17 protein-coding genes are annotated in these 14,561 nt (G+C 35.7%); 4 read left to right on the forward strand and 13 right to left on the reverse strand.

The annotated features are described in order from the left end of the window. The 6 genes from pgeF to H529_RS0103300 are packed head-to-tail and all read right to left on the reverse strand — an operon-like array spanning window position 1 to window position 5,429. A complete protein-coding gene (gene pgeF / locus H529_RS09970) occupies window positions 1–729 on the reverse strand; it encodes a peptidoglycan editing factor PgeF (protein ID WP_022855134.1) in 729 nt (242 codons plus the stop codon). Beyond that, window positions 714–1,361 carry an XTP/dITP diphosphatase gene (locus H529_RS0103280; protein WP_022855135.1) on the reverse strand — a complete coding sequence of 216 codons (648 nt, stop codon included), beginning with the start codon at window positions 1,359–1,361 and terminating at the stop codon, window positions 714–716. The genes pgeF and H529_RS0103280 overlap by 16 nt, the downstream gene beginning before the upstream one ends. Beyond that, window positions 1,358–2,068: a ribonuclease PH gene (gene rph / locus H529_RS0103285; RefSeq protein WP_022855136.1), complete on the reverse strand. Its 711-nt coding sequence runs from the start codon at window positions 2,066–2,068 to the stop codon at window positions 1,358–1,360. Before rph ends, H529_RS0103280 begins: the two co-directional genes overlap by 4 nt. Beyond that, complete coding sequence (locus tag H529_RS0103290; RefSeq protein ID WP_022855137.1) at window positions 2,068–3,315, reverse strand: hypothetical protein; 1,248 nt, start codon at window positions 3,313–3,315, stop codon at window positions 2,068–2,070. Before H529_RS0103290 ends, rph begins: the two co-directional genes overlap by 1 nt. Further along, the gene (locus H529_RS0103295) at window positions 3,303–4,403 is read right to left on the reverse strand and encodes an SPL family radical SAM protein (protein WP_022855138.1); all 1,101 of its coding nucleotides are present in this window, start codon (window positions 4,401–4,403) and stop codon (window positions 3,303–3,305) included. Before H529_RS0103295 ends, H529_RS0103290 begins: the two co-directional genes overlap by 13 nt. Window positions 4,404–4,406: 3 nt before the next feature. Further along, the gene (locus tag H529_RS0103300) at window positions 4,407–5,429 is read right to left on the reverse strand and encodes an aspartate-semialdehyde dehydrogenase (RefSeq protein WP_022855139.1); all 1,023 of its coding nucleotides are present in this window, start codon (window positions 5,427–5,429) and stop codon (window positions 4,407–4,409) included. 155 nt (window positions 5,430–5,584) lie between these two features. Here H529_RS0103300 and H529_RS09975 point away from each other — a divergent pair, with 155 nt between their 5' ends. From H529_RS09975 to H529_RS0103320, 4 genes are read left to right on the forward strand one after another with little or no spacing between them, the layout of a single operon-like run. Next, window positions 5,585–6,145, forward strand: coding sequence for an RNA methyltransferase (locus H529_RS09975; protein ID WP_022855140.1), 561 nt, complete (start codon window positions 5,585–5,587; stop codon window positions 6,143–6,145). Further along, window positions 6,120–7,280 carry a DNA/RNA nuclease SfsA gene (gene sfsA, locus H529_RS0103310; RefSeq protein WP_022855141.1) on the forward strand — a complete coding sequence of 387 codons (1,161 nt, stop codon included), beginning with the start codon at window positions 6,120–6,122 and terminating at the stop codon, window positions 7,278–7,280. The genes H529_RS09975 and sfsA overlap by 26 nt, the downstream gene beginning before the upstream one ends. Further along, window positions 7,262–7,948, forward strand: a complete 687-nt coding sequence (locus H529_RS0103315; RefSeq protein ID WP_022855142.1) for a phosphorylase family protein — start codon at window positions 7,262–7,264, stop codon at window positions 7,946–7,948. Before sfsA ends, H529_RS0103315 begins: the two co-directional genes overlap by 19 nt. Then, complete coding sequence (locus tag H529_RS0103320; RefSeq protein ID WP_022855143.1) at window positions 7,938–8,825, forward strand: J domain-containing protein; 888 nt, start codon at window positions 7,938–7,940, stop codon at window positions 8,823–8,825. Before H529_RS0103315 ends, H529_RS0103320 begins: the two co-directional genes overlap by 11 nt. On the opposite strand, the gene H529_RS0103325 is transcribed toward H529_RS0103320, so the two are convergent. From H529_RS0103325 to cdaA, 7 genes are read right to left on the reverse strand one after another with little or no spacing between them, the layout of a single operon-like run. Further along, on the reverse strand, window positions 8,822–9,589 hold the full coding sequence (locus tag H529_RS0103325; protein WP_022855144.1) for a sulfite exporter TauE/SafE family protein: 768 nt from the start codon (window positions 9,587–9,589) through the stop codon (window positions 8,822–8,824). The two genes, H529_RS0103320 and H529_RS0103325, sit on opposite strands and share 4 nt — an antisense overlap. An 11-nt stretch (window positions 9,590–9,600) precedes the next feature. Beyond that, window positions 9,601–10,776, reverse strand: coding sequence for a class I SAM-dependent rRNA methyltransferase (locus H529_RS0103330; RefSeq protein ID WP_022855145.1), 1,176 nt, complete (start codon window positions 10,774–10,776; stop codon window positions 9,601–9,603). Beyond that, window positions 10,748–11,626: a 4Fe-4S binding protein gene (locus tag H529_RS0103335; protein ID WP_022855146.1), complete on the reverse strand. Its 879-nt coding sequence runs from the start codon at window positions 11,624–11,626 to the stop codon at window positions 10,748–10,750. The genes H529_RS0103330 and H529_RS0103335 overlap by 29 nt, the downstream gene beginning before the upstream one ends. Beyond that, window positions 11,623–11,760: a hypothetical protein gene (locus H529_RS11565; RefSeq protein ID WP_022855147.1), complete on the reverse strand. Its 138-nt coding sequence runs from the start codon at window positions 11,758–11,760 to the stop codon at window positions 11,623–11,625. Before H529_RS11565 ends, H529_RS0103335 begins: the two co-directional genes overlap by 4 nt. Further along, entirely contained in the window at window positions 11,761–13,125 is a 1,365-nt protein-coding gene (gene glmM, locus H529_RS0103345) for a phosphoglucosamine mutase (RefSeq protein ID WP_022855148.1), read from the reverse strand. Window positions 13,126–13,131: 6 nt separating this feature from the next. Further along, window positions 13,132–13,761 carry a CdaR family protein gene (locus H529_RS0103350; RefSeq protein WP_022855149.1) on the reverse strand — a complete coding sequence of 210 codons (630 nt, stop codon included), beginning with the start codon at window positions 13,759–13,761 and terminating at the stop codon, window positions 13,132–13,134. Then, window positions 13,739–14,560, reverse strand: coding sequence for a diadenylate cyclase CdaA (gene cdaA, locus H529_RS0103355; RefSeq protein WP_022855150.1), 822 nt, complete (start codon window positions 14,558–14,560; stop codon window positions 13,739–13,741). Before cdaA ends, H529_RS0103350 begins: the two co-directional genes overlap by 23 nt. Window position 14,561: the final 1 nt, after the last annotated feature.

Consider the following 14,561-nt stretch of genomic DNA (forward strand, 5'->3'; position numbering starts at 1 on the left):
TTAAGGTTTTCCTATAAAAGCTATTTGTACTCCTCGATCCTTTCCATGATAACGATGGGACCAATAAACCTTATGCAAACATCTTGTACAATCCTTTGACACCCAAACATTTTCCTCAGGAATACCCAAACATAAAGCTTGATAAAAATTGGCTTTTTCTAAATCCAAATAGACTTTACCTTGGTTATGTTGAATAACCTCGTCATAAAAAGGCAATTTTATCCTCAAAGCACTTAAAACTTCATCTTTGATTTCGTAGCAACAGACTTTGATATGTGGACCTATGGCCAAAAGAATTTCCTCAGGTTTATACCCTAAGCCAAGTACCTCTCTAAGGGCTTTTTCTAAGATTTTAGACACAGTGCCTTTCCATCCAGCATGAATAGCACCTACTATTCTACAGTCTTTGGTTGCTAAAAGCACCGGGACACAATCTGCTGTTTTAACCCCAACAAAAAGCCTTTCTTGGTCTGTAAGCACTCCGTCACCTTCTAAAGAAAAAATCTCTGGAACCGAAGACCCATTCCAAAGGGTTATGAAAATGTCGCTATGTACTTGTTTTGGTAAAAACCAACGATAATTACTGATTTTTTTTAAATAAGTAAAGTTAAATTCTTTAGAAAGTTTTTTAGAAAATGCAGCCAAGATGTTGATATTAAGAAAATTTTCTGGAAAAATAAGATCAGTTTTTAAATGATTGACAAGTTCTAAGATTATTTGTTTTGACATTGTTCAAGGTCTTTTAAGAATGATAAAAGTTGTTTTTTTAAGTTTTGGATAGCCTTACCTCTATGGCTTAAACGATTTTTTTCTTCTGAAGGAAGTTCTGCTGCAGTTTTTTGAAATTGGTATTCAGCTACTAAAAAAATAGGGTCGTATCCAAAACCATAAGAGCCTTTAGGTTTAAAACCTATTCTGCCTTCCCATACCCCTTCTGAAACCAGATATTTTCCGCAAGGATGATAAAGAACCAAGACACACTTAAACCTTGCGGTTCTTTTTTCTGGAGGCACATCAGCTAACTCTTGAAGAAGCTTTTGGTTGTTCTTTTCATCATTTGCGTCTTCTCCAGCATAGCGAGAAGAATACACCCCAGGTGCACCGTTTAAGGCATCTACTTCAAGTCCAGAATCGTCTGCAAGACACAAACATCCGGTTTTTTCAGCGTAATACTTAGCTTTAATCAAAGCGTTTTCTAAAAAAGTTTTTCCTGTTTCTTCAGGAGGGGTGATTTCAGAAAAATCTTTAAGACTTTTTACTTCTAAGTTAATTTCAGACTTTAGATCTTCAAGGGCTTTTTCTATTTCTCTAACCTTACCTAAATTAGAAGTAGCTATAACTAAGATTATTTTTTGGCTCATATTCCTAACACCTCTTTTTGTTTGTTAATCAGTTCTTGAATGCCTTTAAAGGCAAGGTTTTTCATCTGCTCTAAGTCTTCCCAGGTAAACAAACTTTTTTCAGCACTTGCCTGAATTTCTACTATTTTCCCAGACTCAGTCATAAAAAAATTAGCATCTACCTCAGCAATTATATCTTCTTGATAATCAAGGTCTAAAAGAAAGTTTTCTCCTATCTTACCTACACTAACCCCCGCTAAGAATTCTAAAACCGGAGAGGTGGAGAGAACTCCTTTTTCTATAAGCTTTTTAACCGCTAGGGTTAAGGCTAAGAAAGCGCCTGTAACTGAGGCAGTCCTTGTTCCTCCGTCTGCGTTTAAAACTTCGCAGTCTATCCAGAGGGTTCTTTCTCCTAATTTTGATAGGTCTACCACCCCTCTTAAAACCCTGCCTATAAGCCTCTGTATTTCCATAGACCTACCTTTTCGCCCCATCGTTTCTCTGGGGGTTCTTTCTAAAGTAGCCCCAGGAATAAAGGCATACTCTGCGGTAATCCAACCTGTTCCTGTACCCTTAAGAAAAGGGGGGACCTTTTCCTCTAAACTTACTGTACAAAGTACCTTAGTGTTGCCAAACTCAATCAATACAGAGCTTAAGGGATTTTTTAAAAAGTCTATAGTAAACTTTACCTCTCTAAGTTGGTCAAAAGCTCTTCCATCATATCGCATCAAAACCCTCCTGTGTTAAAAAGGTTACCTTTCCCTATGGAATGAGGAGATATACATTTTTCTAAACTACCTTCCAACTCTAAACTTTCATGATAGATGGTTATTTTCTTTTTTCTTAAGACACACATTTTACCATATAAATCCCTTCCTAAAAACAGTTTTTCAAAAGTTCTCTCTCCTAAACCACATAACCATAATCCTTCTTTTAACCTACCAGTAAGTTTATCTTTCATCAGAGGTTGGGCTAACTTTGGCGATTTGGTTAATAAATCGAAAAACTTTTCAACCTCAGAGGATTCCTGGACAGTCAAACCGTACCAATCATCTAAAGAGGGATTAAACTCAAGACTACAAGAAAGCTTACCATCAAGATTGACAAAGTTTGCATGACAGACTTCACATCGGTATTTTGAAAGGGTTTTCTGATTATGCGTTTTTTTACTGAGATTTTGATGACAATCTAAACATTTTATTTTATTACGACCAAACATTACTTCTTCTTTTTTATGACAGTCTGTACACACCAATCCTTTTTCGTAGTGTATACTTTTTAAAAGTTGATAGGCTTCAATTCCGTAAGGCCTTTCAGGTGGTTTTCCTTTAACAAAAGGTGAACGATAGTCCTCATACCAATTATGAGGGGAATATCCTAAGTAATCCCAACCTATGTAACTGCTATAATGACAGGATAGACAATGGTTTATGGTAGGTTTAACAATGGAGTGATTTAATAGGTCGAAATGACAGGCTAAACAACCTTTACCTCTTCGGGTGTTTTTATAGTCTTCTCCTTCATAATCAACGTGACAGAGCAAACATCTTCTACGTAAAAAATCTACAACCAACGAGGTTTTATCAAAAGGTTTTTCATAATTAAAGGTTTTAAGTTCTTGTAAATTAAGGTTTTTAGAGATCCCAAAGGCCTTTAGGGTATTTGAGATCATCTTTTTGTAGGTGTAATGTAAAGAATTTTTAAACCGGTCTACCTCAAGTTTATGACATTCGGAGCAAACCTTATAGACCATCCAAGAATCTGGGTGTTTTAAAAGATTTTGGTGAGCTTCCTCTTTAGAAAAAGGCTTGCTGTTACCTTGATGACATTTGGTACAATCTATTTGTTGATGAAGTTTATCAAAAGATATTTGGTTATGACAATCTGTACATCGTTTGATTTTAGGTTGGTTAATACAACCAAAAAGGAAAAAACTCAAAAATATGTATAAAAAAAACTGTTTTATGACAAACACAGTCTATAAGCCACTTGGTCAAGTAGCTGACAAACTTGGTTAGAACTTTTAAAAGATTTTCCTAAAACTTCTTCCCAAACCCTTTCGCCTTCCATGCAAAAATAAAAGGTTATTTTATCTTCTACTTCTTTTATGATTTTGGCCAAACTTTGATAAAGTTTCTTTCTGAGGTCTATAAAATATCTCTTTTTTAAATCAAGGCCTTCGATAAACTCATAGGCATAGATTGAGGTTTGAGGGAATCTTTCTTCTGCGATGTATTTTAGCTCTTTGGGGTATCTTAAGGCTCCTAAACTTATCCAGGCAATCTTTTCCCATGGTATTGCGTTTAAAACCTTTTCTAAAACTTGAGGATATTCAGACTCTGCGTTTTCATAAAAAATGATTGGGTCGAAGTGAAAGGCTACTGTAAACCCATGTTTTATCGCATATCTTGCGCTTTCAATTCTCTGTTCCAATGAAGAGGTTCCGTGTTCTTCGGTGTTTATAATAAATGGGGTATTTAAGGACCAAGCAAAAATAATTTTAGGGTCAGATTTAAATTTTTTAAAATAATCTTCTTTAATAAAAGCCTTAGTTTTTAATTCAAGTACAGCAAAAGGATTTAACGTTTCCCAAAAGTTGATTAATTTTTCAGAAACACCCCCAAAGGGTTCCAAAACCATACTATCTGCAAACTCTCCAGTCCCTATCCTTAAGATTTTTTTTTCTTTTTTAGCTTCGTTAAGAACTTTTTCTAATTCTGGAAACCCATCTTCCACGACATTAGCCCAGAGCTTTATCCCCGGGCGGTTTAAATAAAGCTGAAGGATACAATAACTACAGTCAAATAAACAACCCTCAGCAAAATGAAAAATTTTATAACCACAACAGAAATAGTTTTTAGTCCCAGGACAATCTTTGAAGAACCTACCTTTAAATTTCATCAAAAAAAGGAATTTTTTACCTAAGGAGACAAGCTCTGCCTGGGAGGCTTGTTCTTTCCATCGAACATCCTCATAAGCAGGAATAATCTCATAAGGATACTTTTCTATTATTTCTTGGGTTAAAGAAGAGGAAAGAGCTTCCTGTTCTACAAAAATTTTCATTACTTAAAGATAGTCTCTTATCAGTACCTCTGCAATCTGAACCGCGTTGGTGGCTGCACCTTTTCTTAAGTTATCTGCTACTATCCATAAGTTTAATCCATTCTCTATAGAAAAGTCTTCTCTGATCCTTCCTACAAAAACTTCGTCTCTTCCTGCAACCTCTATCTGAAGTGGATAAACCTTTTTTTCTGGATTATCAAAAATCACTACTCCCGGAGCTTTTTCTAAAAGTTCTATAGCCTTTTCTACGGTAAGTTTTTTTTCTGTTTCTATGTTAACAGCTTCAGCATGTCCGTAAAATACAGGCACTCTCACCGTGGTGGAGGTAACCCTTATGCTATCGTCTTCCATGATTTTTTTTGTCTCCTCTACCATCTTCATCTCTTCCTTAGTATAGCGGTTAGGAAGGAAAACATCTATTTGAGGTATACAGTTAAAAGCGATAAACTGGGGAAGATATTTGGGCTCTGGCATAGGCTCTCCCATACACCAAGCCCTAACCTGAGCCTCAAGTTCAGCTATAGCCTTTTGCCCTGCCCCTGAAACTGATTGATAGGTGCTTACTACTATTCTTTTAATTTTTGCATAATCGTGTAAGGGTTTTAAGGCTACCACCATTTGGATGGTAGAACAGTTGGGGTTAGCGATGATACCTTTGTTTTTATATTGGGCTACTGCATGAGGGTTTACCTCTGGAACTACTAAGGGAACCTCAGGGTCCATCCTCCAGGCACTTGAATTATCTATAACTACCGCACCATCTCTTGCAAAAAGGGGAGCATAATCTAAACTTCTTTGTCCGCCTGCTGAAAAAAGGGCAATGTCAATCCCTTTAAAGCTTTTGGTCTCTTCTAAAACTTCTACAGGTATCTCTTCCCCTTTAAAAGGAAGTTTTATACCTTTAGACTTAGGAGAAGCAAAAAATCTTATATTTTTTACAGGAAAATTTCTTTCTTCTAAAACAGTTATCATCATTCTTCCTACAGCCCCGGTGGCTCCAACTACTGCCACTGTATATTCTTTCATAAGTAACCCCCTGTCTTATAATCTTAGTTTTATGAGGATATCATAAAACCTAAAAACTTCAAGTTAATCATCTTTTATTACTTTCAATAAGAAGTTCTTTTGTCCTATAATTTTATTTGCAGTTTCTTAAGATTAAATTAAAATTAACGAAGATTATGAAAAAGTTAGAAGGTGAAGAAATCCTTAAAAAATGGCGACAAAATAGAGATACTCACGGAAGATTCCCTATTATAGCTGTGCTTGACAACATAAGAAGCGCCTATAATGTAGGGTCTATGTTTAGAACAGCAGAATGTGCTTATGTTTCTAAATTGGTCTTATGTGGTATCACCGCTTACCCCCCAAATCCAAAGATAGAAAAAACCGCCTTAGGAACTACCCAAACTGTTCCTTGGGAATACTTTAACGATACCTACCAAGCAGTAAAACATTTAAAAAATTTAGGTTATAAAGTAGCAGCTTTAGAAATTACAGAAAGTAGTATCCCCATTCAAAACGTTAAACCGTCTGATTTTCCGTTAGCGTTAGTTATCGGAAACGAAGTTACCGGAGTGGACGAAAGGGTTCTCGAAGCGGCTGACATGGTTTTAGAAATTCCACTTTACGGAGAAAAAGAGTCGTTAAACGTAGCTATAGCCTTTGGGGTGGCTATCTTTCTTCTTATAGAAAAACTAAAAAATAATACCCAAAATGAAATATCCTTTCCTTTTTCCTAAAATTTCTGCTATCTTTATCGAAAGGGTCAATCGGTTTGTGGTCAAGATAAAAATAAAAGATGGATTAAGTCGCAGTACCTATGAATTTGCCTATCTACCTAATCCAGGTAGACTTTGGGAGCTGCTTTTGGAAGGCACTGAGCTTTTGGTATTCCCTAATCCTAAAAATAGTAAACTCCCTTATACGGTTTTAGCCTGCAAAAAAAGAGAAAACTATGTCCTTCTTCATACTCACCTGACCAATCACATCGTTTCAACCCTTATTGAAAAAGAAATGATTCCTATTTATAAAGGTTTTCAGGTTGAGAAAAAAGAAACTATGTCTGCTAAAGGTCGTTTCGATTTGTTGCTAAAAAATCTGTATTCTCAGGAAAAAATTTTACTTGAAATTAAAACGTGTACTCTTTTTGGAGAGAAAATGGCCATGTTTCCTGATGCAGAAACTAAAAGAGGCCAAAGGCATCTTGTTGAACTACTTGAACTTTCTAAAAAAGGATATCAAGCAGAGATGCTTTTTGTCATTATGAACCCTGAAGTAAAATATTTTCTTCCTGCCTATCATATAGATTTTAATTTTTCTTTTTGGTTTTTAAGAGTAAAAGAAGAGATAAATTTAAGGGCTATAGCTTTAACCTGGGATCCCACTTTTACCGAAGTAACACGTATAAACTTAGTAGACATTCCTTTTGCCCTTTTAGAACAAGAGCTGAAAGACCAGGGAGCTTATCTTTTGGTTTTTAAAATAGCCCAGCCTGTAAATCTTTTAATAAGTCAAAAAACTTTTTCTATAAAACCAGGTTTTTACATCTATGTAGGGTCTGCGATGCAAGGTCTTGCGGCCAGGATAAAAAGACACTTAAGAAAAAACAAAAAGCTTCATTGGCACATAGACTATCTACTAACCTATGCTCACAGTATTGTGCCTATTCCTATAAGGTCCTCTGAAAAAATAGAGTGTGCTTTAGCTTCTGACGTTGGTAAACTGTCTGAAGGCTTTGTGCCTGGGTTTGGGGCAACTGATTGTAAGTGCTCTTCTCATCTTTTTTATTTCTCGTGCTCACCTTTTCAAAATCCTGATTTTCATGAATTAATAATTAAATATCGGATAGATAGGCTATGTTCTTACCTAAGATAAATCTAAAGACTGGGGATCGAGGGGTTATTTTTTTTACGCTGCCTGAATGGAAGCTCGCAAAAGAAAAAATCAGCCTAAAAAAACATTTTTCCTGGTTAAACCTTACCATAAAATATGACGCAAAGGGTTTTATTTGTGGTCCGATTTTAGGAGCTCCGATGATAGGACTACTTTTTGAGATTTTTCAAAACTGGGAGATAAAAGAACTGTTAACCGTAGGTTGGGCAGCTAAGTTAGGGGAAAAGCTTAAATTAGGAGAGGTTTTTCTCCCAAACAAGGCCTATTCTTTAGAAGGAACTTCAAGGCTTTACTGGGAAAAACGAAAAGTTTTTACCCCAGAATTTGAATTTTTTACCAAGATTAAAGAAAATCTTGTGCAAATAGGATTAATGCCCTCATCTGGTCCTATAATTTCTACAGACGCCCCTTTTATTTTTGAAAAAAATACACAATTTTTAAACAAATGGTCAACTAAGGCTTATGCTTTAGACATGGAAACTTCTGCGGTATTTGCTTTAGGAAAATATTTTAACGTTAAAACTCAACCTATACTTTTGATTACCGATGAAATTGGTAGAACGAGTTTTCAAAGACCTGAAAACTTATTGAAACCAAACAGAGAAAAAATTTTAGAGTTAATACAAAGATTTCTAAACCATGAGATATAAAAACTCAAAAACCAACCCCTTTGAGGTTTTTGGTTTAACCCCCAAATTAGTAAAAGAATTAGACGACCAAACCCTTTTTAAGCTTATCAAGGCTATCTATAGAGTTCTTCAACTTTGCTATCATCCGGACAAAGGAGGAGACCCTAAAAAGGCATTAGAACTAAACTTAGCTTATGAATCCTTAAATTTAGAGAAAAACGAAAAACTTTTTAAAGAGTATAAAAACAAGTATATCCAAAGGCTTTCTCGTAAGACCATGTTTTCAAGGCTTCAAGAACTGGAAACTCAAAACCGTAAACTCACTTTTTTAGCCGAACTTTTAAAGGAAAAATGTTGGCAGCTTTTGGCAGAAAGACCGATGATCATAGAGGAAATTAGCCGTAAAAAGGCTTTAAAACTAAAAATTTTTGACCTGGTATCCCATCTCAACTTTTCTTACTTAAAACCATCTCAAAAATCTCTGTTTTTTAAGGAGATATATCTCATAGGTTCTGAGGTGGTTAAAAAAGATAGGTTTAAACGTACCTGCTACAAAATAAAAAATTACCGATTTTTAGGCTCAATAAAAAGAAATTACATAGAACCATGGGCTTTGTTAGAAAAACATATAAAAGATAAAGAAGTGATCTATAATAACTTGATAAATCGAGAGATTTTTGTGCAAGAATTTATACTTTTTTTAAAGCCTGAATTGGAAACAAATGCTTATCTTTTTTTCTTTCAACCAGAAGAACCGCAACGTGTAGTGTTTGAGGGAATTCTTATAAAAAAAGAAGAGGTTGATTTAGAAGAAGTTAAGCCCTTGTTAACCAAAGTTCCTCTTCTTAAAGAGGACTTTGCAGAAAACATCACAGATAGAAGTTTAAAACAAGATTAACCCTTAGGTTTAGGGGTTTTCAAGAACCTAATTCCTGTCCAGATTACTATGATAGCAAAAAAGATTCTCAAATAAAATTCAGGTAAAAAGTTGGCTATATTACCTCCTATAAAAGTGCCTATGATGATTCCTATTACCAATCCGGGTAAAATTGGTTTTACAACATTACCCAGTTTCAGGTGGGTATAGGCTCCTACTAACCCAGCAGGAACCATGCATAAAAGTGATGTTCCTTGAGCAAGGTGTTGTCCATAGTTTAACCCTAAAACCAAAGCAGGAACCATTATCGTTCCTCCCCCTACTCCCATCATTCCTGCGATAAAACCAGCAAATACTCCGGTGAGCAACAAAGCTATGATTTTTGAAGTTCCTTCTAAAGAAAAATGGTAGAGGCTTCCTAAGTAAGGTTTGGCCAAAAGTAAAAGAGAGGCAAAGATTAAAAAAGCTCCAAAAGACCTTTTTAGTTTCCATTCAGGAAGGCTGTGGGCAAACTTAGCCCCTTTTCTTGCGGTAATCATCGCAGTAATAGCGATGATTGCTGAAGCTAAGACATCAACTGCTCCGTGCAATCCATAAGTAATAGCACCTACAAGTCCTGTAAACACCAAAGCCCAAAGGCTGGTTCCATGAGCCTGATGTTGAGAAAGCTTTAACACCCCTACCATAAGGGGAATCATCACCACCCCACCACCTAAACCAACCAGGCCTCCAAAACATCCAGCCAAAATTCCTATCCAAATCGCATGAAAAATCTCTTTTTTCATAATCCCCCTTTTTATTTTTCTATATAAAGTCCTACACCTTTTAAATAAAAGGTTTCTTCTACAAACGGATTGATTGGATGGTCTTTTGCCTGAATCCCTTTAAAAATAATTTTTCCGTCGGTTTGTAGCCTTTTTAGAGAGGTTTTAATAAAACCCAAAAGCCTTTCAAACTTTAAAAAATGAGAACAAGAAAATCCAAAGAAATATCCTTTTTCTATGGCTTTAAGGCCTAAAAAATAAAGGATTTCATATTTTTTTTCACCTTCTAAAACATGTTTATGAGACTTTATAAAGGCTGGAGGATCAAGGATTATCATGTCTACCTTAGGAGGATTCTTTAATATATGAAAAACGTCTCCTTGAAGAGTTATAACTTTCTCCTTCCAGTGGTTAATCTTAGCTATTTCTTCTGCTAACAAGAGAGCGTTGGCAGAACGGTCTATAAAAAAAACTCTGTCAGCACCACTCTTTAAACAGTAAAATCCAAAACCTCCGATATAAGAAAATCCATCTATAACCTGCAATCCTTTAGAAAACTTGGAAATAGCCCTACGATTTTCTCTTTGGTCTAAAAAAAATCCCGTTTTTTGTCCGCTGATAACTGGCACCAAGAACTTTATTCCGTCCATGGTGACTAAAATTGGATCTTCTACGTTCCCATAGACTACCTTTGTATAAAGAGGAAGTCCTTCTTCTTGTCTTTTTGTATGATCATTTTTTAAAACGATAGCTTGAGGAGCAAGTAAGATCCTTAAGGCTTCTATTATAAAATCTACAAGTCTTTCCATCCCAAGTGTATGAATTTGGACCACCACTACTTTTTCAAAAATATCTACCACCAACCCAGGTATAAAATCACCTTCAGAAAACACTAAACGAAAACACCCTTCACCTGGATAAAGAGATTTTCTAAGGTTTAGTGTTTTAGTAAAGGCCTCTAAAAAAAATCTTTCATCTATCTTTTGCTCTTCTCTTGAAAGTAGCTTTAAGCAGTAAAAAGATCGTGGATTAAAATATCCTATCCCTAAAAAGTGATTTTCTTCAGATAAGATGGTTACCAGGTCTCCAGGGGCGATTTTTTCAGATGTTTTCTTAAAATCTTTAATCTCCTTTTGGGTAAACCAGAGATGCCTTTTTAGATAAGTTTGTAGCCCTTGTTTATTTAAAACAACCGGTGGATAAAGCATTTTGACAGATTCCCTTTTCTAAATATATTGCTTTATACGGACAAATTTTTACACAATTTAAACAGCGAATACATTCAACAGAATTCATTTCTTCTAAAGGATTAAGCCCAACAGGGCAGATTTTTTCGCAAGCCTTACAATGGGTGCACCTGTTAAGGTTTACATTTAGTCTTAAAAAGCTAATTTTATTAAAAAGACCGTATATCAAACCAAGGGGGCATACATTCTTGCAAAAAAATCTATAATCTATTAAAACAAAAAAAACAAACAGCAACAAAAGAAAGGTTTTCAGATAAAAAAGTTTCCCTACATACTCCCGAAGTTCTGGACTAAGAATAAGGTTTAGATATCCTGCCTCTAAAGTTCCTGCCGGGCAGAGATACTTGCAAAATCCTAAAATTCCATAACCTATTTCATCTCCCAAAAACAGAGGTATAAAAAACACCAAGCCTATAAGCATCAAATGTTTGAGGTATCTTTGAGATTTTTTAGGAAGGGAGAGTCTTATTTTAAAGAAAGGAATTTTATAAATAAGGTCCTGGAACAAACCAAAAGGACAAACCCATCCGCAGATAAACCTTCCTAAGGTTAAACCAAAAATCAAGAAAAATCCTAATACATACAAAAAGGGACCTAACAAAACCTGCCAATTTAAGACCTTTGATGCACTCAACAGGTTTTGCAAAACCCCTAAAGGACAGGAAAAAAGGCTTGCAGGGCAAGAATAACAGTTTAATCCTGGGGCACACAGTCCCTTTAAAGGTCCTGTATATAGGTTTTTGGTGAAAGGAAAACCTAAGTATCCATTATGCAGAAAAAAAGAAATAGACTGTACCATCCTTCTTTTCATTCTTCTAATGCCATACAGGAAAGACAGACTACAGAACCTCTGGAATAAACAAAATCATAGCCGTTCAGTTTAAGACCTGAGAAAATTAACATCCCAAGGACTATTAGAAAAAACAAGATTTTCCAACAACTCATCTATCCTTGTCCCAACTTTTTCTGGAGAAAGGCTTTAAGATCTTCGCTAACTTCCTCCACCAACTCTGGATTTTCTCCTTCTACCATAATTCGGTACTTAGGCTCAGTACCAGAAGGTCTTATGATTACCCTTCCCTTTTTTCCTAATCTTTTTTCTGCCTGACTAATCTTTTCTTTTATACCTTCGATTTCATCCAAGGGTACTTTTTTGTTTACTTTTAGGTTTTTGATAACTTGTGGGAGTTTTTCAAAAAGTTTGGCCAATTCAGAAAGGGGTTTTTGTTTCTCCTTGATTAAAGAGATAAGCCTTAAACCTGTCAAAAGTCCGTCTCCTGTGGTAGCTTTATCTAAAAAGATGATATGACCTGAAGTTTCTCCCCCTAAAAGAGCGTTTATTTCTTTCATTTTCATCACTACATATCTATCTCCTACAGGAGTTCTTAAAAAAGTGATCCCCTGATCTTTTAAAAAAAGTTCTAATCCAAGGTTACTCATAATTGTGCCTACCACCGTTTGGTTGGTAAGTTGTCCTTTTTCTTTAAGGTCTTTGGCAAAAATGGCTAAAAGATCGTCTCCATCTAACAGATTCCCTTTTTCGTCTACTACCACAATCCGGTCTCCGTCTCCATCAAGTGCTATCCCTAAATGTGCCTGAGTTTCTAATACTTTTTTTCGAAGATTTTCAGGATAGAGGGCTCCACAATTTTCATTGATGTTTGTTCCGTTAGGACTGCAGCCTATTGGAATCACCTCTGCTCCAAGTTCCTCTAATACCTGAGGTCCTACTTGATAACAAGCTCCGTTGGCACAATCTATTACTATTCTTAGTCCTTCAAAATCAAGGTTTAGGGGTACCACAGACTTTAGGTGTACTACATACCTCCCTATGGCATCTTTTATCCTAAAAGCCCTTCCTAAGGCATCTTTGTGAACCCTTACCTCTTTAAACCCTTCATCAAAAATTAGTTCTTCTATTTTAGCCTCTGTCTCATCAGAAAGTTTAAAACCATCCTTACCAAAGATTTTAATCCCGTTATCGTAGTAAGGATTATGGGAAGCGGAAATCATGATACCTGCATCTGCCCTCAAATCCTTGGTTAAAAAGGCAATCCCTGGAGTAGGAATAGGGCCTACTAACAAACTATAGCCTCCCATAGAACAAAGACCAGCAACCAGGGCAGACTCAAAAACATATCCTGACAACCTGGTATCCTTACCTATAACTACCTTGGTAATATGATGATTTTGATTTTTAAACAAAAATCCTATGGCTCTGCCTACCTGCAAGGCTATTTCTGGAAGCATCGGGAAGAGATTGGCTTCTCCTCTTATTCCGTCTGTACCGAAAAGTTTTCTATCCCCCATGTTTTTTTACCTCTTTTTTTCTTCATAGTATACTTTCACTTTTTCTGTATCCATAGAAATAATACCTAAAGGCGGTATTAAATCAACCTCTAAGGATCCGTTTAACTTTAGTTTTAAAAGGTCTATAGGTTGTGTATTAATTTCTTGAATATTTAAAAGAACCTCTATCGGGGCTTTGATTAGTACATATTTAGGAAAGACCTTTATTTTACCTCGAGTATGATAAAAACTTTCTTCTTTTAAAACCGGCCTTACAGGGACTTTTTTAGTACCTATTTTTTTAATTATCAAAGTTAGAAATGTAGGGTTTATTTCTTTTACTTTTATCCCAGAAGGCAGATTTATCTTTTCTATCGGCACCCTTATCTGATGAACACCTGGAGTTAAGTTTTTCAAATCAATTTCTAAATTAAGATCTTTTTCGTTAACGTTTCTTAATACACTTCTTATAGCCTGAATTTTCAACACCACGGTAGAAGGGGTGATTTCTACTATATAGTTAGATTTAGGTAGTTTATAAAACACAGGAATTTCTACCGTCTTTTCTATAGACCTTCCCCACACTACAAAGTACCATAAAGTAACAGCCATCAAAAAAGAAAGAATTTTTAGTCTATGTTCCCTTTTGAATTTCATAGGTAATCCTTGTCCACCAAGGTGCTTTAGACTCAAAACCTAAAAGTTGGGAAAGCATTTTTCTTAAAGTAGCAGGGGTTACATCTCTGGTAATCTTTCCGCTAACTGCCAGAGAAATATAACCTTTTTCTTCAGAAACCACTATGGCTACAGCATCGGTGATTTCTGTAATTCCAATGGCTGCCCTGTGCCTGGTCCCAAGGTCTTTGGCTATATCAGGGTTGGTAGAAAGTGGTAACACCACCCCTGCAGCTACGATTTTTCCTTTACTGATAACCACTGCCCCATCATGGAGGGGGCTTTTAGGATTAAAGATACTTACCAGCAACTCCTCACTGATTTTTGAATCTAACATTACCGCCCCTTCCAGAAAGTCTTTTAAACTTATTTCTCTTTCAAACACTATCAAGGCCCCTATCTTTTTTTCAGCAAGTTGGGTAACAGCTTTAACTACCTCTTCTATACCATAAGAGTATTCTGTCTGGAACTTAGTAAAAGGATGTTTCCCTATCTGGGCCAAAGCTTTCCTTATATCCTCCTGAAAAACTATGATGATCAAAATCAAAATAGAAGACATAAAGGTGTTTAAAATCCAGTTCAGAGTTAATAATTGTAAGGCATCTGAAACGAAATATAATAGAACTACCACCGATAAACCTGCAGCCATTTGAAGGGCTCTACTACCCTGGATAAGCAAAAGAATTCTATAAATCAAAAAACTAACCACAAAGATGTCTACCACATCTTTCCAGGTTATAGAATTAAATATTTCAGTAATTCTTAAAACACCAAAATCCAAA

The sequence above is a fragment of the Thermodesulfobacterium thermophilum DSM 1276 genome (genome assembly GCF_000421605.1).
GTDB classification, from domain to species: Bacteria; Desulfobacterota; Thermodesulfobacteria; order Thermodesulfobacteriales; family Thermodesulfobacteriaceae; genus Thermodesulfobacterium; species Thermodesulfobacterium thermophilum.